This window comes from Paraburkholderia sp. SIMBA_027 (assembly GCF_046535315.1).
GTDB classification, from domain to species: Bacteria; Pseudomonadota; Gammaproteobacteria; order Burkholderiales; family Burkholderiaceae; genus Paraburkholderia; species Paraburkholderia tropica.
The window spans coordinates 196,604-220,800 of sequence record NZ_JAWRWY010000006.1 but is presented as its reverse complement, the minus strand read 5'-3'; the positions used below and the strand labels follow the sequence as shown (position 1 = coordinate 220,800).

At 67.4% G+C, this 24,197-nt stretch carries 22 protein-coding genes; 6 read left to right on the top strand and 16 right to left on the bottom strand.

All coding sequences use genetic code 11. From position 1 onward, the window contains the following. Positions 1-229: 229 nt before the first annotated feature. Both SB764_RS13650 and SB764_RS13645 read left to right on the top strand, forming a co-directional pair. The gene (locus SB764_RS13650; protein ID WP_065061913.1) at positions 230-1,633 is read left to right on the top strand and encodes an OFA family MFS transporter; all 1,404 of its coding nucleotides are present in this window, start codon (positions 230-232) and stop codon (positions 1,631-1,633) included. A 12-nt stretch (positions 1,634-1,645) separates the two neighbouring features. Then, positions 1,646-1,780, top strand: a complete 135-nt coding sequence (locus SB764_RS13645) for a DUF1145 domain-containing protein (RefSeq protein WP_065061915.1) — start codon at positions 1,646-1,648, stop codon at positions 1,778-1,780. Between the two features lie 183 nt (positions 1,781-1,963). On the opposite strand, the gene SB764_RS13640 is transcribed toward SB764_RS13645, so the two are convergent. The 14 genes from SB764_RS13640 to SB764_RS13575 form a co-directional block, all read right to left on the bottom strand. Further along, positions 1,964-2,983: an XdhC family protein gene (locus SB764_RS13640; RefSeq protein ID WP_065061917.1), complete on the bottom strand. Its 1,020-nt coding sequence runs from the start codon at positions 2,981-2,983 to the stop codon at positions 1,964-1,966. Continuing rightward, positions 2,956-3,537, bottom strand: coding sequence for a CoxG family protein (locus SB764_RS13635; protein WP_074982947.1), 582 nt, complete (start codon positions 3,535-3,537; stop codon positions 2,956-2,958). The genes SB764_RS13640 and SB764_RS13635 overlap by 28 nt, the downstream gene beginning before the upstream one ends. Beyond that, entirely contained in the window at positions 3,528-4,727 is a 1,200-nt protein-coding gene (locus tag SB764_RS13630; protein ID WP_410863898.1) for a vWA domain-containing protein, read from the bottom strand. The genes SB764_RS13635 and SB764_RS13630 overlap by 10 nt, the downstream gene beginning before the upstream one ends. A gap of 86 nt (positions 4,728-4,813) precedes the next feature. Then, on the bottom strand, positions 4,814-5,701 hold the full coding sequence (locus tag SB764_RS13625) for an AAA family ATPase (protein ID WP_065061921.1): 888 nt from the start codon (positions 5,699-5,701) through the stop codon (positions 4,814-4,816). Positions 5,702-5,816: 115 nt separating this feature from the next. Next, positions 5,817-6,614: an FAD binding domain-containing protein gene (locus tag SB764_RS13620; protein WP_065061923.1), complete on the bottom strand. Its 798-nt coding sequence runs from the start codon at positions 6,612-6,614 to the stop codon at positions 5,817-5,819. Between the two features lie 13 nt (positions 6,615-6,627). Beyond that, positions 6,628-9,063, bottom strand: a complete 2,436-nt coding sequence (locus tag SB764_RS13615; RefSeq protein WP_321869019.1) for a xanthine dehydrogenase family protein molybdopterin-binding subunit — start codon at positions 9,061-9,063, stop codon at positions 6,628-6,630. 14 nt (positions 9,064-9,077) lie between these two features. Further along, positions 9,078-9,590: a (2Fe-2S)-binding protein gene (locus SB764_RS13610; RefSeq protein WP_074982950.1), complete on the bottom strand. Its 513-nt coding sequence runs from the start codon at positions 9,588-9,590 to the stop codon at positions 9,078-9,080. A 523-nt stretch (positions 9,591-10,113) separates the two neighbouring features. After that, positions 10,114-11,520 carry an amino acid permease gene (locus tag SB764_RS13605; RefSeq protein WP_065061929.1) on the bottom strand — a complete coding sequence of 469 codons (1,407 nt, stop codon included), beginning with the start codon at positions 11,518-11,520 and terminating at the stop codon, positions 10,114-10,116. A gap of 361 nt (positions 11,521-11,881) precedes the next feature. After that, a complete protein-coding gene (gene rqpR, locus SB764_RS13600; RefSeq protein ID WP_321901241.1) occupies positions 11,882-12,538 on the bottom strand; it encodes a response regulator transcription factor RqpR in 657 nt (218 codons plus the stop codon). Beyond that, complete coding sequence (locus tag SB764_RS13595; RefSeq protein ID WP_410863786.1) at positions 12,535-13,485, bottom strand: sensor histidine kinase; 951 nt, start codon at positions 13,483-13,485, stop codon at positions 12,535-12,537. Before SB764_RS13595 ends, rqpR begins: the two co-directional genes overlap by 4 nt. Positions 13,486-13,939: 454 nt before the next feature. Continuing rightward, complete coding sequence (locus SB764_RS13590) at positions 13,940-14,710, bottom strand: ferredoxin--NADP reductase (RefSeq protein ID WP_065061935.1); 771 nt, start codon at positions 14,708-14,710, stop codon at positions 13,940-13,942. A 702-nt stretch (positions 14,711-15,412) separates the two neighbouring features. Next, positions 15,413-16,066 (bottom strand): LysE family translocator, encoded by a 654-nt coding sequence (locus SB764_RS13585; RefSeq protein WP_065062291.1) that lies wholly within the window; start codon positions 16,064-16,066, stop codon positions 15,413-15,415. A 205-nt stretch (positions 16,067-16,271) separates the two neighbouring features. After that, the gene (locus SB764_RS13580) at positions 16,272-17,075 is read right to left on the bottom strand and encodes an endonuclease/exonuclease/phosphatase family protein (protein WP_065061937.1); all 804 of its coding nucleotides are present in this window, start codon (positions 17,073-17,075) and stop codon (positions 16,272-16,274) included. An 84-nt stretch (positions 17,076-17,159) separates the two neighbouring features. Further along, entirely contained in the window at positions 17,160-17,795 is a 636-nt protein-coding gene (locus tag SB764_RS13575) for a hypothetical protein (RefSeq protein ID WP_410863784.1), read from the bottom strand. Between the two features lie 391 nt (positions 17,796-18,186). On the opposite strand from SB764_RS13575, the gene SB764_RS13570 reads away from it, so the two are divergent. Next, positions 18,187-19,293, top strand: a complete 1,107-nt coding sequence (locus tag SB764_RS13570) for an NAD(P)/FAD-dependent oxidoreductase (RefSeq protein WP_065061939.1) — start codon at positions 18,187-18,189, stop codon at positions 19,291-19,293. A gap of 132 nt (positions 19,294-19,425) precedes the next feature. Further along, positions 19,426-19,737: a high-potential iron-sulfur protein gene (locus SB764_RS13565; protein ID WP_065061941.1), complete on the top strand. Its 312-nt coding sequence runs from the start codon at positions 19,426-19,428 to the stop codon at positions 19,735-19,737. Positions 19,738-19,786: 49 nt separating this feature from the next. Here SB764_RS13565 and SB764_RS13560 read toward each other — a convergent pair whose 3' ends face one another. Both SB764_RS13560 and SB764_RS13555 read right to left on the bottom strand, forming a co-directional pair. Further along, the gene (locus SB764_RS13560) at positions 19,787-21,301 is read right to left on the bottom strand and encodes an amidase (RefSeq protein ID WP_074982952.1); all 1,515 of its coding nucleotides are present in this window, start codon (positions 21,299-21,301) and stop codon (positions 19,787-19,789) included. A gap of 181 nt (positions 21,302-21,482) precedes the next feature. Then, positions 21,483-22,181 (bottom strand): dienelactone hydrolase family protein, encoded by a 699-nt coding sequence (locus SB764_RS13555; RefSeq protein ID WP_065061945.1) that lies wholly within the window; start codon positions 22,179-22,181, stop codon positions 21,483-21,485. Between the two features lie 353 nt (positions 22,182-22,534). Between SB764_RS13555 and SB764_RS13550 the strand changes: the two genes are divergently transcribed. Both SB764_RS13550 and SB764_RS13545 read left to right on the top strand, forming a co-directional pair. Then, positions 22,535-22,741 carry a hypothetical protein gene (locus SB764_RS13550; RefSeq protein WP_124260925.1) on the top strand — a complete coding sequence of 69 codons (207 nt, stop codon included), beginning with the start codon at positions 22,535-22,537 and terminating at the stop codon, positions 22,739-22,741. A 233-nt stretch (positions 22,742-22,974) separates the two neighbouring features. Further along, a complete protein-coding gene (locus SB764_RS13545; protein ID WP_065061947.1) occupies positions 22,975-24,120 on the top strand; it encodes a branched-chain amino acid ABC transporter substrate-binding protein in 1,146 nt (381 codons plus the stop codon). The last annotated feature ends 77 nt before the right edge of the window (positions 24,121-24,197 follow it).

The window sequence follows — 24,197 nt, the reverse complement described above, 5'->3', positions numbered from 1 at the left end:
CCGTCATGGGCTTGTTCGGCCCATATGCATTTCTGTCTCATATTGCCAACACTCGCGCCGGGCACTAACGTTCGGGCGTGCCGAGCTTTCGGCATGTAAGCGCTTCGTGCGCGCACGCAGGAAAACCATCGCTACGGGGACCCATTCAGCGATTGCCGGCCGCCTTCGAGGCGGCGCCGGCACGTGTGCGCACGGCATGACGTATTTAGCTTCCCAAGGAGACCGACCAATGAGCAGCGTTGCGGATTCGACGCGCGGCACCGCACCCGCACCCTTCTTCTCTAAGGAGGCCACCATTGCACCGCCCGGCTTTTCGCGCTGGATGGTGCCGCCCGCCGCGCTCGCGGTGCATCTGTGCATCGGCCAGGCGTACGCCTTTTCGGTGTTCAACTCGCCGCTGACGAAAGTGATCGGCGTGACGCAGTCGTCGCCCGACGACTGGACGCTCACCTCGCTCGGCTGGATCTTCTCGCTCGCGATCGTGTTCCTCGGCCTGTCCGCCGCGTTCGGCGGCAAGTGGCTCGAACGCGTCGGCCCGCGCCGCACGATGTTCACGGCGGCCTGCTGCTTCGGCGGCGGCTTCCTCGTCTCGGCGCTCGGCGTGTATCTGCATCAGATCGTGCTGCTGTATCTCGGCTATGGCGTGATCGGCGGCATCGGGCTGGGCCTCGGTTATGTTTCGCCGGTTTCGACGCTGATCCGCTGGTTCCCGGACCGCCGCGGCATGGCGACCGGCCTCGCGATCATGGGCTTCGGCGGCGGCGCGATGATCGCCGCACCGCTCTCCGTGATGCTGATGAAGCACTTCTCGAGCGACACGAGCGTCGGCGTCGCGCAGACCTTCGTGGTGCTGGGCATCGCCTATTTCATCTCGATGACGATCGGCTCGATCGCGATCCGCGTGCCCGCGCCGGGCTGGCAGCCCGCAGGCTGGACGCCGCCCGCGACCAGCGGCAAGCTCGTTTCGCGCTCGCACGTGCATATCGATCAGGCGCTCAAGACGCCGCAGTTCTACCTGATCTGGCTGGTGCTGTTCCTGAACGTGACGGCCGGCATCGGCATTCTCGGCCAGGCCTCGGTGATGATCCAGGAAAGCTTCAAGGACACCGTGACGGCGGGTGCCGCGGCGGGCTTCGTCGGCCTGCTCTCGCTCTTCAACATGGGCGGACGTTTCGTCTGGGCCTCGGCGTCTGACTGGGTCGGCCGCAAGAACACGTACTTCATCTTCTTCGTGTTCGGCGCGGTGCTGTACTACGCGGTGCCGCAGTTCGCGCAGAGCGGCAACATCGTGTTCTTCGTGCTCGCGTACTGCCTGATCCTCTCGATGTACGGCGGCGGTTTCTCGACCGTGCCCGCGTATCTCGCGGACATGTTCGGCACGGCCTTCGTCGGCGGCATTCACGGCCGTCTGCTGACCGCGTGGGCGGCGGCGGGCGTGGCGGGTCCGGTGCTCGTGAACTACGTGCGCGCGTATCAGGTGGCGCACGGCGTGGCGAAGGCCGACGCCTACACGATGACCGTGCACATCATGGCCTCGCTGCTGGTGGTCGGTTTCATCTGCAATCTGCTGGTGCGCCGCGTCGACGAGAAGCATCACATGAGCGACGCGCAACTCGCGGCCGCCGGTAAATAAGGAGCGACCATCATGACGAATGCAGCCGTGCAAACCACGAAGTCCTCGAACAAGGCGCTGATGGCGGTGTTCTGGCTTTACGTGCTGGTGCCGCTCGTGTGGGGCGTGACGAATACGCTCGCGCAGGCGATGAAGCTGTTTGGCTAAGCCGCCAATCGGCCTGGTTTAGCGACAAGACAACGATGACAGGCGCCCGCCGAGGGCGCGCAATTCGCTGCATCCCGCAGCACTCTACGGGCCGCCGACGCAAGTCGCGGCCCGTTTTTCATGCGCGCGCCGCGGTGTCGCGCGTGCTGCGTCGAGCCGAACGCGGCCGAAACCGCGCGCGCCTCACACGTGACACGAACCGGCACTCGCGGCCTGCTCGCGCGCGGCCTTCGCGCCTTCGACCTGCAGGATCGTCGGCAGCGAGACGCCGTTCTTCGCCGCCGTGACTTCCGCGAGGATCGACACGGCGATCTCGGGCGGCGTGCGGCTGCCGATATAGATGCCCACCGGCCCGTGCAGCCGCGCCAGTTCCGCCTCGCTCAGATCGAATTCCTTGAGCCGCTCGCGCCGCGCCGCGTTGTTGCGCCGCGAGCCGAGCGCGCCCACGTAGAACGCGGGCGTTTTGAGCGCTTCCATCAGCGCGAGGTCGTCGAGCTTCGGGTCGTGCGTGAGCGCGATCACGGCGCAGCGTTCGTCGAGCTTCATGTCGATCACGGTGTCGTCGGGCATGGTGCGCACGAGCGTCGTGCCGGGCACGTCCCAGACGTCGGTGTATTCCTCGCGCGGATCGCACACGGTCACCTGATAGTCGAGCCCCACGGCGATCTGGCAGAGATAGCGCGACAGCTGCCCCGCGCCGATCACCAGCATGCGATAGCGCGGGCCGTGAATGGTCAGCAGGCGGCGCTCGTCGAAATCGATGCCGTCGGTGGCGCTCGCGGGACCGAGCGTGGCCTGGCCGCTTGCGATGTCGAGCGTGCGCGCGACGAGTTCGCCGCGCTCCACCGCGTCGAGCAGCGCGCGGATGCCCGAGGCCGCGCTGAGCGGTTCGAGCACGAGCTGGATCGTGCCGCCGCAAGGCAGGCCGAAGCGATGCGCTTCTTCGGCGCTGATGCCGTATTTCACGGCTTCGGGTTTCGCGATGCGCACGCCTTCGCGGCGCACGCGCTCGATCAGATCGTCCTCGATGCAGCCGCCGGAGACCGAGCCGGCCACGAGGCCGTCGTCGCGCACGACGAGCATCGCGCCCTCGGGCCGCGGCGACGAGCCCCACGTCTTTACCACCGTCACCAGCAACGCGCGGTGGCCTTCTTCGAGCCAGCGCACGCTGGATTTCAGGACTTCGAGATCCACGCTGTCCATGATCGTTTCCTCTTTTGCGGTTCGTCGCCGGTCGCCGCGGTGTCGTCGGCGCTCGCGGCTGGCGGGTCGGTTGCTGTGCTGTCGTTTTCGTTGCTGGCGGTTTGCTCCGCTTCGTCGCCGAACTGCTCGCCGAAGCGCTTGAAGAACTCGGCGGCGATCTTGCGCGCCGCGCCGTCGACGAGCCGCGAGCCGATCTGCGCGAGCTTGCCGCCGACCTGTGCGCGGGCGGTGTAGCTGAGCGTCGTGGCGTCGTCGCCGGCCGCTTCGAGCGTCACGCGCGCGTCGCCCTTGCCGAAGCCCGCTGCGCCGCCCTGGCCTTCGAACTGGATCGTGTAGCTGCGCGGCGCGTCGATATCGGCGAGCTGCATGCGGCCTTTGAAGCGCGCCTTCACCGGCCCGACAGCGGCGGTCAGCGCGACAGCATACGCGTTTTCGCCGTCGGGCTCGATGCTCTCGCATCCCGGGATGCACGTCTTGAGGATGGCCGTGTCGTTGAGCGCTTCCCACGCGCGCTGCTGCGGCACCGGCAGCGTGTGGGTTTCGGTCAGCTCCATCGTGTGGCTCCTTGATGTGGCGCGCGCGGCGGCGTCTCGCGCAGACTGCGCCCGAGCGCTTCGAGGCAGTCGAGGTTGTGGACCGGATAATGCGCGTCGACGTGCGGCAGCATCGCCTGCACGCCGCGCGCCTTCGGTGCGAAATCGCGGTAACGCAGCAGCGGATTGAGCCAGACGACGCGATGCGCGAAGCGGTGCAGGCGCGCCATTTCGTCGTCGAGCGCGGCGGTGGCGTCGTGGTCGAGGCCGTCGGTGACCATCAGCACGGTGGCGCGGCCGCCGAGCATGCGGCGCGCCCAGCGGCGGTTGAATTCCGCGAGCGTTGCGCCGATGCGCGTGCCGCCCGACCAGTCCGCCACCTGCGCGGCGAGTTGCGCGAGCGCGATGTCGGGATCGCGTTCGCGCAGCGCGCGCGTGGCGTAGGTGAGGCGCGTGCCGAACAGGAACACTTGCAGACGTTCGCGCGATTGCAGCAGCGCGTGGCAGAAGTAGAGCACGGCGCGCGAATAGGCGCTCATCGATCCGGAGATGTCGAGCAGCAGCACGAGCGGCAGCTTGCGCTCGACGGGCGCGCGGTATTTCCACACGGTCCAGTCGCCGCCCGCGCGCACGGCATGACGCGCGCTCGCGCGCAGATCGGCGTGCGTGCCGCGCGACGAGGTTTTCAGACGCCGCGTGCGCTCGGTCGCGAGCGGCAGCCGGCGCGCGCGGATCAGGTGGCGCAGCGTGCGCCATTCGTCGGCGGTGAGCGTGTCGAAGTCGCGCTGGCGCAGGCGCTCCTCGGCACTGAAGGTCGCGTGCGCGCGCAGTTCGTGCTGCTCGTGCTGTTCGTGCGTTGGGGGCGGGTGCGGCGCGTTCGCGCGCGTGGCGGCCCGCGCGGCGAGCGCGTCGGCGAGACGGTTATTGCGGCGCGGCGGCGGCAGCGCGCCGCGCACCTTCGGCAGCAGCAGCGCGCGCAGCTTGCCTTCCCAGTCGGGATCGCGCCAGAACAGCGCGAACGCGGCGTCGAACAGTTCGCGCTCGTCGGGCGCGGCGGTGAGCAGCGCGGCCAGCGCCGCGCGCACGTCGTCGCGGCGCGCGAGGTCGATGAAGGCGAGCGCGTCGATGGCTTCGGCGGCGCGCGCGCCCGACATCGGCAAGCCCGCGCCGCGCAGCACGCGCACGAAGTGCACGACGTTGCGCGCGAGCATGGGCGGGCCGCCGTGCGCGTCCGATGCGCGGGAAGCGGCGGTGAGCGAAGTGGCAAGCGCAGGCGCGCGCGGCATCGGCATCGACATTACTCCGCGAGCGCGAGCGTGTCGGCGATCCGTTGCGCGTCGAGCTGCGCGAGATCGTCCTGATACTTGAGCAGCACGCCCAGCGTGTCCTGCACCGATTGCGGATCGAGTTCGGTCACGCTGAGCGCGTGCAGCGCGCGGCACCAGTCGATGGTTTCGGCGATGCCCGGCGCCTTGAACAGATCCATCGTGCGCAGTTGATGCACGAAAGCGACGGCGCGGCGTTGCAGATCGGCCGAGGTCTCGCTCGCGCGCGCCGCGACGATGGCGAGTTCGCGCGCGCGATCCGGGTAGCCGAGCCACTGATAGAGACAGCGGCGCTTGAGCGCGTCGTGCACTTCGCGCGTGCGGTTCGACGTGATGACGACGAGCGGCGGCTCGCTCGCGCGCACCGTGCCGTATTCGGGTATCGACACCTGGAAGTCCGAAAGCAGTTCGAGCAGGAAGGCTTCGAACGGCTCGTCGGCGCGGTCGATTTCGTCGATCAGCAGCACGCGGCGTGCGCCCGGATGTTGCGGATCGGGTTGAAGCGCCTGCAACAGCGGACGCTTGAGGAGGAATTCGTCGCGATAGAGCGTGTCGTTGCGCGGCGTGTCGCCGGCGGCTTCGGCGAGGCGCAGCGCCATGATCTGACGCGGATAGTCCCACTCGTAGAGCGCGCTCGCCGTGTCGAGACCTTCGTAGCATTGCAGGCGCAGCAGCGTCGTGCCGCAGAGCGCCGCGGCGGCTTTCGCGAGTTCGGTCTTGCCCACGCCGGGCTCGCCTTCGAGAAACAGCGGGCGCTGCATCTTGAGCGCGAGAAACAGCGCCGTGGCCAGTTCGCGGCTCGCGAAATAGCCCTGCGCTTCGAGTTGCGCGAGCGTGTCGTCGATGGTGGCGGGGAGCATGGCGGCCTTTGACTGCGCGAGCGTTTTCCTTGGTGGCGGGCGGAAGGTGGGCGAGAAGCACCGGCGTCCGCGCGCGCAGAAAGTCGCGCGAACGGACGCCGATTCCCGCACGCGCCTAACCGAGCGCCTTCGTCACCGCGCGCGCCGCGAGCACCGGAATCAGGTGCGCCCGATACTCGGGGCTCGCGTGCAGATCGCCGTTCAAGCCGTCCGCGCCGATCGTGACCGCGCGCGCCGCCTGCGCCGTGAAGCTCGCCGTGAGCGCCGTTTCGAGCGCCGTCGCGCGAAACACCGACGGCGCCGCGCCCGTCACGGCCACGCGCACGCCCGAGGCGAACTGCGCCACGAACACGCCCGTCAGCGCGAAGTGCGAGGCCGGATTGCGAAACTTTTCGTAGGCCGAACGTTCCGGAACCGGAAACTCGACGGCCACGATCAGCTCGTCGGGTTCGAGCGCGGTCTCGTACATGCCGAGGAAAAAGTCGTCGGCGGCGATGCGGCGGCGGTCCGTCACCACGGTCGCGCCGAGACCGAGCACGGCGGCGGGATAGTCGGCGGCCGGGTCGTCGTTGGCGAGCGAGCCGCCGAGCGTGCCGAGCGCGCGCACCTGGCGGTCGCCGATATGCGCGGCCAGTTGCGCGAGGCCCGGCAGCGCGTTCTGGATCGGCGCGTTCGCGGCGACGTCGGCATGGCAGACCGCCGCGCCGATCTTCACGACCTTGCCGTCGACCGAGATCGTCTTCAGCTCGGGAATGCGCGTGACGTCGACGAGCGTGGACGGCTGCGCGAGCCGCAGCTTCATCGCCGCGAGCAGGCTCTGTCCGCCCGCGAGGAATTTGGCGTCCGCGTCGGCGGCAATCGCTTTCACGGCGCCTTGCGCGTCGCCCGCGCGCTGGTAGTCGAATGCGTACATGGTGGGCCTCCGCTCAAGGTTGCTGCGACGTGGATTGCGATGACGATTGCGCCGTGGACGACGAAGCGGACGACGAAGCGGCCTGCATCGCCTGCCACACGCGATGCGGCGTCGCGGGCATCTGCAAGTCCTTCACGCCGAGCGGCGCGAGCGCGTCGAGAATCGCGTTGATGACGGCGGGCGGCGAGCCGATCGCGCCCGCCTCGCCGCAGCCCTTCACGCCGAGCGGATTGTGCGTGCAGGGCGTCCCTTTCGCGGTTTCCACGTTGAACGAGGGCACGTCGCTCGCGTGCGGCATCGCGTAGTCCATGTACGAGCCGGAGAGCAACTGGCCGCTTTCGGTGTCGTAGACGCAGCGCTCGAGCATCGCCTGGCCGATGCCCTGGCCGAGTCCGCCGTGCACCTGGCCTTCGACGATCATCGGATTGATGACGTTGCCGAAATCGTCGACGGCGGTGAAGCGCTGGATGCGCGTCTCGCCGGTGTCGGGATCGATCTCCACTTCGCAGAGATAGGCGCCCGACGGATAGGTGAAGTTGGTCGGGTCGTAGAAGGCGCTTTCGTCGAGGCCCGGTTCGAGCGTTTCGAGCGGATAGTTGTGCGGCACGTAAGCGGCGAGCGAGATTTCCGCGAAGGTCTTGCTGCGGTCGGTGCCCGCGACGCGGAACACGCCGTCGGCGAACTCGATGTCTTCCACGCCCGCTTCGAGCATGTGCGCCGCGATCTTCTTCGCCTTCGCCTCGATCTTGTCGAGCGCCTTCATGATCGCCGAGCCGCCCACGGCGATCGATCGCGAGCCATACGTGCCCATGCCGAACGGAATGCGCGCGGTGTCGCCGTGGACGATGTCGATCTGCTCGATCGGCACGCCGAGGCGGTCGGAGACCACCTGCGCGAAGGTCGTTTCGTGACCCTGGCCGTGGCTGTGCGAGCCGGTGAACACCGTCACCGAGCCGGTGGGATTCACGCGGATCTCGCCCGCTTCGAACAGGCCCGCGCGCGCGCCGAGCGCGCCCGCGATGTTCGACGGCGCGAGGCCGCACGCCTCGATGTAGCACGAGTAGCCGAGGCCGCGCAGCATGCCGCGCGCCTTCGACGCGTCGCGCCGCGCGGGGAAGCCCTTCACGTCGGCGAGTTCCAGCGCGCGCGAGAGACAGGCTTCGTAGTCGCCGGTGTCGTAGGTGAGGCCGACGGGCGTGGCGTACGGAAACTGCGTGATGAAGTTGCGGCGGCGGATCTCGGCGGGATCGATCCGCATCTCGCGCGCGGCGGTTTCGACCAGCCGCTCGACCACGTAGGTCGCTTCGGGTCGGCCCGCGCCGCGATAGGCATCGACGGGCACGGTGTTCGTGAACACGGCCTTCACCTCGGCGTAGATCGCGGGCGTGGCGTACTGGCCCGCGAGCAGCGTGGCGTAGAGGATGGTCGGCACGCTCGACGCGAACGTCGAGAGATACGCGCCCATGTTCGCCGTGGTGTGCACGCGCATGGCGAGGAACTTGCCGTCCTTGTCGAGCGCGAGTTCGGCCTTCGTCACGTGATCGCGGCCGTGCGCGTCGGAGACGAAGGATTCGCTGCGTTCGGCGGTCCATTTCACCGGACGGCGGATCTGCTTCGAGGCCCATGTGAGCGCCACGTCCTCGGCGTAGAGGAAGATCTTCGAGCCGAAGCCGCCGCCCACGTCGGGCGCGACGATGCGCAGCTTCGTTTCCGGCAGCCCGAGCACGAACGCCGCCATCAGCAGACGCTCGACGTGCGGGTTCTGGTTCGACACGTAGACCGTGTAGCTGTCGTCGTGCTGCGCGTAGCTCGCGTTCACGGCGCGCGGCTCGATCGCGTTCGGCACCAGCCGGTTGTTGACGATGTCGAGCGTGGTGACGTGCGCGGCCTGCGCGAAGGCGGCGTCGGTGGCGGCCTTGTCGCCGTGGCCCCACGTGTAGCAGGTGTTGTTCGGCACGCCGTCGTGCACGAGCGGCTGGCCGTCGTCGGCGGCGCGGGCGGTGTCCGCGGCGGCCGGCAGTTCCTCGTAATCGACCTCGACGAGTTCGGCGGCGTCCTTCGCTTGCTTCCACGATTCGGCGATCACGAGCGCGACCTGGTCGCCCACGTGCAGCGCTTTCTCGTGCGCGATCACGGGATGCGGCGGTTCGTGCATCGGCGAGCCGTCGATGCTGTGGATCAGCCAGCCGCACGGCAGGCCGCCCACGCCCGCGGCGGCCACGTCGGCGCCGGCGAACACGGCCACCACGCCGGGCGCGGCTTTGGCGGCGGCGGTGTCGATGCTGCGGATGCGCGCGTGCGCGTGCGGCGAGCGCACGAACACGGCGTAAGTTTGCTGGGGAAGGACGACGTCGTCGGTGTACTGGCCCGCGCCGGTGAGGAAGCGATAGTCTTCCTTGCGCTTCACCGAGGCGCCGATCATGCGCGGCTGGGAGTCGGGTGCGTTCATGGCGGCCTCCCTCGTCACGCCGCCGAAGCGGTGGCGGGTTGCGCGGCGGGCTGCTCCGCGGCCTGCATGGCTTCGGCGCCCTGGAGCACGGCCTTCACGATGTTGTGATAGCCCGTACAGCGGCACAGATTGCCGTCGAGGTTCGCGCGCACGTCCGCTTCGGTCAGGCCCGGACACGCGTGCGCGAGCGCCACCGCGCTCATCACCATGCCGGGCGTGCAGAAGCCGCATTGCAGGCCGTGGCAGTCGCGGAAAGCGGCCTGCATCGGATGCATCGCGCCGTTGGCGGCGAGACCTTCGATCGTCGTCACGTTCATGCCGTCGCACTGCACGGCGAGCGTGTTGCACGATTTGATCGCGCGGCCGTTCAGATGCACGGTGCACGCGCCGCATTGGGCCGTGTCGCAGCCGACGTGCGTGCCGGTGAGGCGCCGCTGCTCGCGCAGAAACTGGACCAGAAGCGTGTGAGGTTCGATCTCGGCGGTCACGGGCTGGCCGTTGACCGTGAGGCTGAGGCTGATCGCCATGGGCTGTCTCCTGTCGCCCGGAGCGACGCGCGCGCATCGCGCCCGGGTACCACACTCGGTGAGGATCAGGGACCGGCCTGGCCCGCGTTCACCACTTGCCCCGAGATGCCGCCTGCGATCTTTCGTCCGGCGCGCGTCCGAATCGGAAGACGGCGCATGCCGCGGCGCGGATTGGGCGCGCGCGACGAGGACAAAAGCGAGGGCGAAAGCGGGGACGAGGGTCCGGCTGGTGCTGTGCTGTTCAGTGCGTGGAATGCTTGCTGCTGAATTACCGATGCCGTGCTGCTGTATTGCCGTTCTTCCGGCTGCCGCGATGATGCTCGGCACAGTAAAGCACACTTTGCCGATTTACGCTGCGCGGGCTTTTACTCGCCATAAGCGGCGTTTTTCAGCGTTTTTGCACGTGTTTCAGGCGTTTTTTGCACTGCGGCCATGTCGGGCGCGCGCATGAAAAACGGCCCGTCCGGACAGGCCGGAACGGGCCGTTGCAGCGCAGCGAAAGCGCGCCGGGAATGTCGGGCGCTTACTGCTCGTGCGGCTGATGCGCGAGGCGCGAATGGCGGCGCGAGTAGCCGAAGTAAATCGCCATGCCGATCACCAGCCAGACGATGAACGCGATCCACGTCACGCGCGCGAGGTTCAGCATCAGGAACAGGCACGACGCCACGGCGAGGACCGGCACCACCGGCACGCCGGGGCAGCGGAACGCGCGCGGCAGATGCGGGTGCGTCTTGCGCAGCACGAGCACGGCGATCGACACCATCGAGAATGCCGCGAGCGTGCCGATGTTGATCAGCTCGGCGAGCACGTTGAGCGGCACGAGCGCGCCGATCAAGCCGAAGAAGATGCCCACGAGCCAGGTCGTGAAGAACGGCGTGGCGAAGCGCGGATGCACCTTCGAGAGCTTCGCGGGCAGCAGGCCGTCGCGCGACATCGCGTAGATGATGCGGGTCTGGCCGTAGCTCATCACCAGAATCACGGTGAGCATGCCGAGCACGGCGCCGAGGTCGATGAAGCCCGCGACCCACGGCTGGCCGGCGACCTGCAGCGCGTACGACACCGGATGGCCGATGTTGGCGAACTGCGCCGACGGCACGATGCCCGTGACCACGGCCGCGACCGCCACGTAGAGCACCGCGCAGACGGCGAGCGAGGCGATGATGCCGGCGGGCAGATCGCGCTTCGGATTCTTGACTTCCTCGGCGGCGGACGAGACCGCATCGAAGCCGATGAAGGCGAAGAACATCACCGCCGCCGCGCCGAACACGCCGTTCCAGCCGTTGGGCATGAACGGATGCCAGTTCTCGGGTTTGACGTGGAACGCGCCCACGGCGATCACGAGCAGCACGACCGTGACCTTGATCGCGACCATGATGTTGTTGATGCGCGTGGATTCGCGCACGCCGATCGCGAGCAGCGCCGTGATGCCCATCATCACGAGGAAGGCGGGCAGGTTGAACAGCGTGTGCACGCCCGGCACCGCGCCCGGCGCGGCCGTGAGCGCGGCGGGCAGATGCACGCCGAAGCCGCCGAGCAGCGATTGCAGATAACCCGACCAGCCGACCGAGACCGCCGAGCTGGCGAGGCCGTATTCGAGCATCAGATCCCAGCCGATGATCCACGCGATCAGTTCGCCGAGCGTGGCGTACGAATAGGTGTAGATCGAGCCGGCGACCGGGATCGTCGAGGCGAATTCGGCGTACGACAGCGCCGCGAAGCAGCAGGCCACGGCGGCGATCAGGAACGAGACCATCAGCGCGGGGCCGGCCTGCACGGCGCCGGTGCCGGTCAGCACGAAAATGCCGGTGCCGATGATCGCGCCGATACCGAGGAAAGTGAGGTCCAGAGCGCCGAGAGCCTTCTTCAGGCCGGCGCCCTGCGCGCTCGCCTTCAGCATGTTTTCGACGTTCTTCTTGCGAAAGAGGGACATTTGGCGGGGAACTCCAGGTAGAACGCGCGAGGCGCCGATCGGATGGGATCGCGCCTGCGTGCCGTATGTCGGGGAAACCTGCAATTTTATCCGATCGCCGTGTCGGACCCGGCTCAATCGGGTCGGAAGCCGCCGCAAGGCGCAGTCGATTCCGCCGCAAACGGGCGCGGGCGCGCGCAATCCTTGCCGGGCGTTTCGCGAATCGGCGAAATCATTTCCGGATCAAGGGCTTATGGCGAGAAGGTTGCCTGAGTGGGACGGCGCACGCTTGCATGCGCCGGGCGTGCAGGCGTGCGGCGCGACGGCGCGCAGCCGGGTGCGGCAAGAGGACGCCGCACGCCGCAGTGTGAATCCGCGGCGCTCAGAAGCCCGCGGTGGGCGCGAGATCGACGAGCTGGTTGCTCATCGCGTAGAAGGTCAGCTCTGCGTTGTTGTTGAGCTTCATCTTTTCGAGCAGGCGCGTGCGGTAGACGCTCACCGTCTTCACGGAGAGCGAGAGCGTGTGCGCGATGTCGGTGAGGCGCTTGCCCGAGGCGAGCATGCACAGCGTCTGGTATTCGCGGTCGGAGAGCTTTTCGTGCGGGAGCTGCTCGGCGTCGACCAGCACGTAATCGGCGAGCGCCTCGGCCATCGCCGGGCTCACATACTTGCGGCCGCTCGCGACCTGCTGGATCGCGGCCGTCATCTGCGCGGCGTCCACGGTCTTGGACAGATAGCCCGACGCGCCGGCCTTCAGCGCGCGCACCGCGTATTGATCCTCGCGATACATCGAGAACATCAGCACCGGCACGCGCGGCGCCTTTTTCTTCGCGCGTTTGAGCACCTCGATGCCGCTCATGTCGGGCAGCGAGATGTCGAGCAGGACCACGTCGCAGGCGTGGCGCGCGAGCGCGACGAGCGCCTCGCTGCCGGTCTGGGCTTCGATCACTTCGCAGGCGATGCCGCGGTCGAGCAGCAACTGGCGCACGCCCTGGCGCACCACGGCGTGATCGTCGACGAGCAGGATGCGCAGGGTCATGAGCGGGCGTCCTGAGCGGAGTTCGGAAGAGAAGACGGGGCGGTGTCGGCGCAGAGCGTGTCCCAGAGGAAGCGCGCTTCGACGTTCGTGCCGGGGCGGGCCTGGCCCGGTTGCGCGGTCGCTGCGCGCAGCGTGCCGCCGAATGCGGCGCAGCGCTCGCGCATGCCGGAGACGCCGTAGTAGCTGCGGCCCGTGGCGCCGGCGGCGTCGTCGTGCACGAACGCGAGCGACGCGTCCTGCTGGCGGCTCTGGCGCTTCACGCGGCGGGCGGCTTCGCGCGACAGGCCCACGCCGTCGTCGACGACGGTGAGGATCAGCTCGCGCTCGGTGCTGTCGAGACGGACTTCGACGCGCGTCGCCTGGGCGTGGCGCGCGACGTTGGTGAGCGCTTCCTGCGCGACGCGGAACACGGCCAGCGCGGCTTCGCCGGGCAGCGCCGCGAGGCGTGCGTCGCAGGTGCCGCCGGTGAATTGCGCGCTCAGGCCGGTGCGCGACGCGAAGCCGCGCGTCCAGCGCTTGAGCGCCGGCGCGAGGCCCGCATCCAGTTCGGGTGCGTGCAGGCCGTCGAGCACGTGGCGCACGGCAGTGGCGGCGGCGTCGAGCGAGCGGGCGACGAGCGCGAGCGCGTCGGCGCATTGCGGCGGGGCATCGGCGGGCAGCCAGGTGTAGACGTTGGCGATGGCGAAACGGGTCGCGGCCAGTTCGGCGCCCACGCTGTCGTGCAGCTCGCGGGCGACGCGATGGCGCGCGGCCTCGTCGGCGTCCACGCGTGCGGCGCCGGCCGCGACGATCTGCCGCTGCACGCGCGCGATGGCGTCGAGCGCGGCGCGTGCGCCGTCGGCGTTGGCCAGCAAGGAGAGGCCGCCGCCCGCATGGCTGGCGCGCGCCGCGGACGCATCAGCGCCAGGCGCGCGCGCGTTGCCCGCGGCGTAAGTCGACGTATCCATCCTTCCCCCGTTGAGGAACCGGTCCCGCCTGGTTCCTGGCTCCGCGCCGGCTGAATCGGTGGCCTTTCCGCGTCGGAAAGCGGGACCCCGAATTCGCTCGGCGCAGCGTAACGAAATTTACATCCGGTAACAACCTGACCGAGTCTCTGCCAGGCATTCCGAAATGGCCGATGTTGCGCCGCGATAATATCCCAAAATAAGAAAAGATACAGTCGGGAAAGGCTTTAGCGGCGAAACCTGAGAGCCGGCTTGAAGTTCGGCTCGCGTGCGTCTTCTCGATTTCTGTCAGAAAAACACTGACAAGGAAGCTACGCGAAATCGGCGAAAAATGTAACTGTCCGGGCAGTTTATGCGTGTTGTTGTTGCGTGCATACCGCGAAAAAAAACCGGAGCGCGGGGCTCCGGTTTTTTGGGCGTGGCGTGCTGCGGCTTTTCGCCGCCGCCGGCGAGGAAATCAGCCGACGAATGCCTTTTCGATCACATAGTGACCCGGCTCGTTGTTGCTGCCTTCCTTGAGGCCGGCCTTTTCGAGCAGTTCGACCGTGTCGCGCAGCATGTGCGTGCTGCCGCAGAGCATGATGCGGTCGCGCTCGGGCGTGAACGCCGGCAGGTCGAGGTCGGCGAACAGCTTGCCGGTGTCGATCAGTTCGGTGATACGGCCGCGGTTGTCGAACACTTCGCGCGTGACGGTCGGGTAGTAGACCAGCTTTTCGCGGACGATCTCGCCCAGGTATTCGTGCTCGCGCAGTTCTTCGGTGATGAATTCCTTGTACGCGAGTTCATCGACGAAACGGCAGGTGTGCGTGAGGACGATCTTGTCGAAGCGGTCGTAAATGTCCGGATCCTTGATGATCGACATGAACGGCGCGAGGCCCGTGCCGGTCGACAGCATCCACAGCACTTTGCCGGGCAGCAGGTTGTCGGCCACCAGCGTACCGACGGGCTTCTTGCCGATCAGCACCTTGTCGCCGACTTTCAGATGCTGCAGGCGCGACGTGAGCGGGCCGTCCGGCACCTTGATGCTCAGGAATTCGAGGTGTTCCTCGTAGTTCGCGCTCGCCAGCGAATAGGCGCGCATCAGCGGCTTGCCGTCCACTTCGAGGCCGACCATCGTGAACTGGCCGTTGTCGAAACGCAGGGCCTGGTCGCGCGTGCAGGTGAAGCTGAAAAGCGTGTCGGTCCAGTGATGGACGCTCAGAACGGTTTCTTCGGTGTGTTTGCTCATGGTTCCTGATGATGCGAAACGAGGTCCGCCGGACGGGGCGTTCCTTCCGGCCGCATGACGATGCATGACTGGCCCGGTATGACGATGCGCGGCGCGCGGCTCTGACATCCGGTGGCTACGTGGCTTTGCAGGCGTTGACCGTGCCGCTGCGAGCCCGCAGCCTCGATGCGAACGAGGCGCAATCCGCCATTTTACCGCGTGCGCGCCTCATGGGCGGCGCCGCGCTGCAAGGGGAGGGAAGCTCGCGTGGGCCGAGGCATCGTGCTGGCGCCCGTACGCGGCTGGCGTGACGGGTAGCGCTGGCTGCCGATCGGCGGAAAACGGCTGGCGCCGGCCGGGCCGTGCCGGGCTTTGTGCTCCGGGCCGCATGCGGCCCCGATTGCGTCCGGTTCAGCCCGATTTCGATTCGATTTCGCTCAGAGCGACTCGAATCCGGCCGTCCTGCCCGTTCCACCAGGGAGCGGGCGTGCTTGCCGCGAGCGGCGCGCGTCGCGAACGAGGCGCGCCTGCGAATGTTCGCCCCAGATAATACCGGATCGTCTGACAGGCCGCACCATTGACCCTGACGGCGGGGCAGTTTCGCGGCGCGCGAACAACGCTTGAAACTGCTCAGGATGCCTCAGCAGACATCGGCGGGTTTCAGCAGACGCCGAGCGGGCTTCAACGGGCAAAGGGCGGCGGTCAAAGGCCGGCGGTCAAAGGTCAGCGGTCGGCGGCGAGCTTGGCGGCGAGGCCGATCAGCGCCGTGCCGCAGAACGCGTCGATCGGACGGCGCAGGCGCTTGTAGCCGCGCTGCGTGCGTTGATCGGCGAACAGGAGCGCGAGGCCCGCGTGCCAGCCGAACGACATCGCCGCCACCAGCGCGAGCGCCGCGCCGTAGAACCACGTCGGCGGATGCGCGGGAAAGACCGCCGCGAACACGCTGGTCCAGAACACACACGACTTCGGGTTGGTCAGGCAGGTGAGAAAGCCCGCGCGCCAGGTGCGGAACCACGCGCGGCGGTCGGGCGGCGGCAGCGGCTCGACGGGCGCGCTGGGCGCGGCGTTCTGCGATGCCGTGTCGCGGCGCATGCCCGAGCGCAGCAGCTTGATGCCGAACCACAGCAGATACAGCGCGCCGCCGATGCGCACGCCCTGATACAGCCAGTCGATGTGCTGGAGCACGGCGGCGAAACCGAGCATCGCAAGCGCGGCCCAGAGCGTCGAGCCCGTGCCGACGCCGAACGCCGACGCAATGCCGAGACCGCGCCGTCCGGCGAGCGAGAGTTGCGTCACCATAAAGAAGTTCGGGCCGGGACTGATCAGCGCGAACAGGTAGACGACGGCGATCTGGAGCAGGGTGGCGAGGTGATGCACGCGGGCCTCGGAGCAAGAAAAGCGCGCCATCGAGGCGCGCGACGCGACATATTAACGCGCTTGCTTCGCAGACCCAGGGCGTTTTTCAGCGGTTCCGACGCCGTTTTCGCGCGGCGTGGGAATCATCGGCGGGAAGGATGAAATCGGCGAAATCGGCGAAATCGGCGAAATCGGCGAAATCGGCGCGCGAGCCCGCCGTCTCGCGTCACTCCAGCCGCAGCCGCGCCATATAAGGAAGGTGATCGGAGAGCCAGGCCGTTTCCTGCGGCGGCGTGATCAGTTCGACGGGTTGCAGGCCGCGCACGAACATCTTGTCGAGCGCGAGCGCGGGCGAGAACGCCGGGAAGGTGCGGGCGGGCTCGCCGAGCAGCGTCGCCACTTCCTGCAGGCCGTGTTCGGCGAACAGCGGCACCGAATCGTTGCGCCAGTCGTTGAAATCGCCCGCGAGCACGAGCGGTCCTTGCGGCGCTTCCTTGGCGATCCAGTGGGCGATCCAGTGCATCTGTTTGAGGCGCGCGCTGCGGGTGAGCGCGAGGTGCGCGCACAGCAGCGTCACCTGCTGGCCCGCCACGCTCGCGCGCGCCACCAGCAGACCGCGCCGCTCGAAGCGATGCGCGGAGATGTCCCAGCGTCCGCCCAGGTCGAGCGGATGCGGCGACAGAATGGCGTTGCCGTGCCGCCAGGACGGCTTGAACACGTTCGGCCCGAGGGCGATCTGCAATTCGAGCGCGTGGGCGATTTCGGTGGCCTGGCACTGCCAGACGTCTTCGAGCGGATCGCCGAGCGGCGCGCCGAAGGTCGACGAAAGCACCGGCTGCGGCAGACGCCGCGCCATCGCTTCCTGAAGAAACCAGGCGTCGGCGTGGGTCGACTGCACCCAGCGCCGCATGGCCTGCCAGGCCTGAAAGCCAAGCGGTGAGCGGCCCTTGTGCAGGTTCCAGCTCACCGCGACGAAGTCCCCGGCGTGGGCCGGGTCCATGTCGATGAGAGGTTGTTCGAGATTTCGCATGCGTGTGTTGCTACGTGTTCTGACGCGGGGTGGACGGCGTCGGCCGGTGGGCCGCGCTCCGGTTCGTGGTCGACCGGTGCGCCGTCAGGGCCCCGCGGCGGGCGGCGCGAGGTTCGCGCGCACCCGGTAGACGAGCTTGGGATCGTGATCGACGATCGTCCAGGTCACCCACTGGCCGGCGGGCACGTTCAGGCCCGGATGACTCGCGCTCACCTGGCGCGGCTGCGGCGGCAGCTTGCAGCCGTCGGTCGTTTTCGGCGCGACGGGGTTCTCCAGCGTTTCCTGGGCGTCGATGGCGAGAATCGCGGCGCTGGCGTTCGCTTGCAGCGGCGACACCGTGATCGTGCGTTGCAGGTCGATGCTGCCCGCGGGCTGATCCTTGCAGCCCACGTTGTGCGTGACCACCTTGTGATGCGTGTCCGTGCGCGCCTGGCCGACCGTGGTCGAGCCCTCGAAGCTGTCGATCTTCTGGCCGTCGCGGTCGACTTCCAGCGTCCAGTTGACGACGCCTTGCGGCGCGAGCGGCGAAGCCGGCGCGGACGTGCCGGACGCCGCAACGGCCGCCGCAACGGCCGCCGCCGCCGATGCAGCCGTGGGCGCGGGATTCGTCACCGTGATCGACGCTGCTGCGGGCGGCGCGGTTTCCTGAGCCCGCGCGCTCGCAGCCAGCGCGCAGGCGGCGACGAGTGCGGTGCTCAGGGCGGTCTTCCATAACGTCATCTCGACAGGCTCCATGCTTGGCAGGGTTCGTTATGACCATCGATCCTATACCGGGTTCGCAAACGCCGCGTTTGCGGCCGCCGGATCGCGGCGAAGCCCGGCGTCGCGGCAAGGACGAAAACCCCTTTGTTTTCAGGATGTGGGGACAACCCCGCCCGGTTTCCATCGCGTAGGGCGAGAAAACTATTACAGCAAATGTAATGCCGCCTCGCGCCGCGTGCGCGTTAAATCGATTCGACCCCGGGAAAATCGTGTCCCGAAGCCGCCCGGCACGCGCGCGTCATGCGTGTACGCCAGCGCGCCTTCGCCCGCACTCGCGCCGGTGGCTTGCCGATGCGCGGCGTACAATTTTTGAAGGATGCCGGAGCGAGCGGGAGGCGAGCGCAGCGTCATGGACCAGATCGAATGTGTGGTGATCGGCGCGGGTGTGGTCGGCCTCGCCGTGGCGCGCGCGCTGGCGGCGCGCGGCCGCGAAGTGATCGTGCTCGAAGCCGCCGAGGCAATCGGCACCAGCACCAGTTCGCGCAACAGCGAGGTCATTCACGCGGGCCTCTACTATCCGCGCGGCTCGCTCAAGGCGACGCTCTGCGTGCGCGGCCGCGAGATGCTGTACGACTACTGCGCCGAGCGTCACGTCGCGCACGCGCGCTGCGGCAAGCTGCTGGTCGCCACCGCGCCCGCGCAGATCGCGCAACTGGACGCGATCCTCGCGCGCGGCAAGGAAAACGGCGTGTTCGACCTCACGCGCATCAGCGGCTCGGAGGCGCTCGCGCTCGAACCGGCGCTCGAATGCGTGGCGGCCGTGTATTCGCCGCAGACCGGCATCGTCGACAGCCATCAATTGATGCTCGCGCTGCAAGGCGACGCCGAGCGCGACGGCGCGGTGGTCGCGCTCAAATCGCCGGTCGAATCGATCGACGCGAGCGCGAACGGCTTCGTGATCCGCACGGGCGGCGACGCGCCGACCGAAATCCGCGCGGCCTCGCTCGTCAACAGCGCGGGGCTTCAAGCGACGCGGCTCGCCAAACGCATTCGCGGACTCGATCCGCGGCACATTCCGCCGCTCTATCTGGCGCGCGGCAATTACTTCAGCGTGACGGGGCGCGTGCCGTTTTCGCGGCTCATTTATCCGATGCCGAACGAAGCGGGGCTGGGCGTGCATCTCACGCTCGATCTCGGCGGCCAGGCGCGTTTCGGTCCCGACGTGGAATGGATCGAGTCGATCGATTACGACGTCGATCCGCGCCGCGCCGACAGTTTCTACGCGCAGATCCGCAGCTACTGGCCCGCGCTGCCCGACGGCGCGTTGCAGCCTGCGTATGCAGGCATTCGTCCGAAACTCTCGGGACCGGGCGAGCCGGCCGCCGACTTCGTGATCCAGGGCCGCGCCTCGCACGGCGTGCGCGGGCTCGTGAATCTTTTCGGCATCGAGTCGCCTGGGCTCACGGCGTCGCTTGCGATTGCGCAGCGCGTCTGCGAGATGGCCGGGCCGGGTTGAGCGCGCGTGCGCGTCGTGATGACGCGCTTCTCTTATCTCCGGAATTGCAGGCTCACGCGGTGGGGCATCGTTGCTATGCTTCTCGCGCGCCGTCGTCAGAACGGTGTTGCCCACAATACTGGAGTAAGTCCCATGAAATCGTCCCGCCGCAGCTTTCTGATCACGAGCCTTGGCGTCGCCACGACCGTTGCGCTGTCGCGCCAGGCCTTCGCCGATGCCCCGAAGGCATCCGAAGCCGATCCCACGTCCCAGGCGCTCGGCTACAAGCTCGACGCCGCCAAGGTCGACAAGGCCAAATACGCGAAGTACGCCGCCGGCCAGGATTGCAGCAACTGCACGTTCTACCAGGGCAAGGCCACCGACGCGTTCGCGCCGTGCCCGATGTTCGGCGGCAAGCAGGTCGCGGGCAAGGGCTGGTGCAGCGCGTATAACAAGAAGGCGTAAGCGCCTCTCGCGGCACAAGCCGCACTGAGCCTGAAAGCGGCGCGCGAGTCTAGACGCGCGCCATCAGCAGAGGCGGACGCCTGCCGAACCACGGCCGCGCCGCCTCCAGTTGCGCGGCGAGGCGCAGCAGCAACGCGTCGTGATTCTCGCGCGCCGCGAACTGCACGCCGACCGGCAGACCGCGCGCATTCCACGCGAGCGGCACCGTCATCGCCGGCTGGCCGGTCATATTGAAGATCTCGGTGCAGCCCGCCCACGCGAACGCCTTGTTCGCGGCTTCCGTCAGCAGTTTTCTCATCAACGCTTCGACCGGCATCGCGGTGACGGCGCGCATCTGCAGGCGCTCCGACTGCGTGGGTTTCAGCTCGCCGATCTTCACGGGCGGCGCCGCGAGCGACGCGCACAGCATCACGTCGAAGCGTTTCATCAGATCGTCGAAGCGCGCCGTCACGCGCTGCTGCTCGGCGAGCGCGGCGGGCAGTTCGCGCTCGCCGAACTTGCGGCCGATGTGCGCCATCGCCCACGTCGGGATCTCGAAGTCCTGGCGGCGCGGCTTGTTGCCGGTGATGGTGTCGGCGTTCAGCACGTATTGCTCGGCGACGACCGACCAGATCATCAGAAAGGCTTCGCGCGTGGCCGTGAAATCCATGCCCAGTTCGATCGGCTCGACGATATGGCCGAGCGAAGTCAGCAGCTTCGCGGCGTCGTCGAGGGCGTCGCGCACGTCGGGCGAGAGCGCGTCGGCGAACAGCGGATCGGTGATGTAGGCGATCGTCAGCGGCTTGCCGCCGTCGAGCGGCGCGCGCGCGGCCGCGAGAAAGCTGCCCGGCGCGCCGGGCGCGAGGCCGGGATCGCCCGCGAGCAGATCGAGCATCAGCGCGCTGTCACGCACGCTGCGCGATATCGCGAGATCGACGCCCAGTTCGCCCGGCGGGCGCGGCAGGTCCGAGGTCGGCTGGTTGCCGCGCGAGGGCTTGAAGCCGAACAGGCCGCAGCACGCGGCCGGAATGCGGATCGAACCGCCGCCGTCGGACGCGTGCGCGAGCGGCACGATGCCGGCCGCGACCGCCGCCGCCGCGCCGCCGCTCGAACCGCCGGGCGTGTGATCGAGATTCCACGGATTGCGGCACGGGCCGAACAGCTCGGGCTCGGTGTACGGCATCTGCCCGAGTTCCGGCGCGCTGGTCTTGCCGAAGATGTTCAGGCCCGCCGCACGAATGCGCTGGACCACGGGCGCATCGGCGGTCGGAATGTAATGACGATAGTGACGGCTGCCGAGCGTCATGCGCAAACCGGCGACGGCCGCGCCCAGATCCTTGACGAGAAAGGGCACGCCCGCGAGCGGCCCTTGCGCGAGTGCGTCGAAGCCGTCGCCGTCGGGCGCGACGTGCTGGGCGCGTTTGCGTGCGCTGTCGTAATCCTTGAGCACGATGGCGTTGATCGCGGGATTGGCCGCTTCGGCGCGCGCGATGGCGGTGTCCAGCAACTCGCGCGGGCTCACGTCGCGGCGCTGCACGAGTTCGGCGAGGCCGATGGCGTCGTATTCCAGATAGTCGGACTGCAAGGCGCGCGCTCCCTGTTGGCGTCGTGAGTGAATGCCGCGGCGAGTTTCAGACCCGTCTCGCGGCTCAGCGGGCGAACGCATCGCCCAAAAAACAAAACGGCCATTGCAGCGATTCTGCCGCAATGGCCGTTGTCAGGCGATCGAGGCGATCGACGCGATCGCCATGATCCGGGAAACCCGCTTACAGATGCTCGGCGAGGAAGCTCAGCGTGCGGCCGTGCGCGAGCACCGACGCGTTCTGGTTGTACGACGCGCGCACCGAGCAGTTGAAGCCGTGATCGGCGCCCGGGTAGATATAGACGTCGGCGTTGTCGCGGCCCGCGAAGCGCTCCTTCACCTGGCCGACCTGATCGAGCGGAATGCCGTGATCGAGTTCGCCGTAGTGGAACAGGATCGGCTGCTTGATCTTGTCGGCGAGATCGAGCTGCGTGTGAATGCCGCCGCCGTAGTACGACACCGCCGCGTCGACCGAACCGCTGCCCGCCGCCATATAGGCGAGACGGCCGCCGAGGCAGTAGCCGATGGCCGCGACCTTGCCCGTGCACTCGGGCAGCTTGCGCAGCGTGTCGGCGGTTGCCGCGATGTCCTGCACGACGAGATTGAAGTCGGTGGCTTTCATCAGCTCGATGCCGCGGTCGCGGTCGGCACCCGTGTATTCGAGTTCGACGCGCGGGGCGCTGCGCCAGAAGATGTCCGGCGCGATCGCGACGTAACCGTCGAGCGCATATTGCTCGACCACGTCACGGATATGGCCGTTCACGCCGAAGATCTCCTGGATGATGACGATGCCGGGACCCTTGCCGCCTTTGGGCAGGGCGAGATAGGCGCCGAAACTGTCCTTGCCGGCGGGAATGTCGATCCATCGAGTCGTTACGCTCACGTTGCTCTCCTTCTTCGCGAATGGGTGTGCGGCCTGGGCCGGTAAAACGGGGAGCCAGTTTGCCATAGGCGCCGCCCTGCCTGCAGCGTGCGTCGTACTCGCAAGCGGATCGTAATATTTTCGTTTATTCGAAGCGTGCCTCACACGCGCCTCGCACGCGTCGAGCGCGTTCGTTTCGCGCGGTCGATGCGTGCGCGGACAACATGAATTGATGCATCCAGTTCGCCGATGACCGAGGCGCAGCGAGTGAATCGGTGAATACGCGCTCATAGCCTCGGTATCAATTAAACGAAAGCTGACTTTAAAGGCGCGCGGTTATCGAGGAATCCGAACTCAATTGCGGCGCGCTGAAAATGCGCAAACGTTGGCGGTTGTTCCAGCGTGAAAACCGATTGCCGTCAAGCAGTAAAAAATACGCCGAGGCTGATTCACAAAAAATCTCAAAAAAGAGTCGTGAGCTGCCTGGATTTAGCTTTCCGAAAGATTGCAAACGTCTTGTAGAAGCCTTGCAGAGCAAGGCGCAGCGGGCTTCCGGCGGGGTTTCCGCGGGGCTCGGGTGAAAGCCTATTGGTACTCGCCCCGATATCTGAAAAAAGTCCCCCAAATTAATTTGATCACCTACACTTGCGCGCAAGTATGGTGCGCGAACGCTGTCACAAACGGCATTCGAAACCATACTGGCCAGGTGCATCAAGGATGCATCCTGCGTGGTCGTCCGACGGGGAGCGACACGTTCGGGGCGCGGGGGCACAGGGCGATTACGTTGCTTTTGGGTTCGAAACTGGAGACTTACATGAATATCAAGCTTCACAAGCTGTTGCCGATCAGCGCAGCAGCCATGCTGTTCGCGTCGTTTGCAACGGCGGCGAGCGCCGACGTCACGGTCAAGATTGGCCACGTTGCGCCGTTGACGGGCGGGATCGCTCACCTGGGCAAAGACAACGAAAACGGCGCGCGTCTCGCAGTCGAAGAGATCAACGCGAAGGGTCTGACGATCGGCGGCCAGAAGGTCACGCTCGCACTCGACGCGCAGGACGACGCGGCTGACCCGCGTACGGCCACGCAGGTCGCCCAGAAGCTCGTCGACGACAAGGTCGTGGCGGTCGTGGGTCACCTGAACTCGGGCACGTCGATTCCGGCTTCGAAGATCTACAGCGATGCGGGCATCGTGCAGATCTCGCCGTCGGCAACGAATCCGGCATACACGCAACAGGGCTTCAAGACCACGTATCGCGTGGTGGCAACGGACGCGCAACAAGGTCCGGCGCTCGCGAACTTCGCGTCGAAGACGCTGAAGGTTAAGAGCGTTGCGATCGTCGACGACTCGACGGCGTATGGCCAGGGCCTCGCGAACGAATTCGAGAAGACCGCCAAGGCGCTCGGCATGAACGTGCTGTCGCATGACGCGACGAACGACAAGGCCGTGGACTTCCGCGCAATTCTCACGAAGATCAAGGGCGAAAACCCCGACGCGATCATGTACGGCGGCATGGACGCCACCGGCGGCCCGTTCGCCAAGCAAGCCAAGCAGCTCGGCCTGCGCGCGAAGGTGCTGGCAGGCGACGGCGTCTGTACCGACAAGCTCTCGGACCTGGCCGGCGACGCGACCGACAACATCGTCTGCTCGGAAGCCGGTATGGCGCTCGAGAAGATGCCGCTTGGCAAGGAGTTCGAAGCAAAGTACGAGAAGCGCTTCGGCCAGCCGATCCAGATCTACGCGCCGTTCACGTATGACGCGGTGTACATCATCGTCGACGCGATGAAGCGCGCCAACTCGACCGATCCGGCCAAGATCCTCGCGCAGATGCCGACGACGGACTACAAGGGCGTGATCGGCGAGACGACCTTCGACTCGAAGGGCGACCTCAAGCACGGCGTGATCTCGCTGTACAACTACAAGTCGGGCAAGAAGTCGCTGCTCGACGTGGTGAAGATGTAAGAGCGGCGTGCGCGGCGCGGCCTTCGGGCGGCGCTGCGTGACGTGCCGTTCATCGGCATCGATGAAAAAAGCCCGCG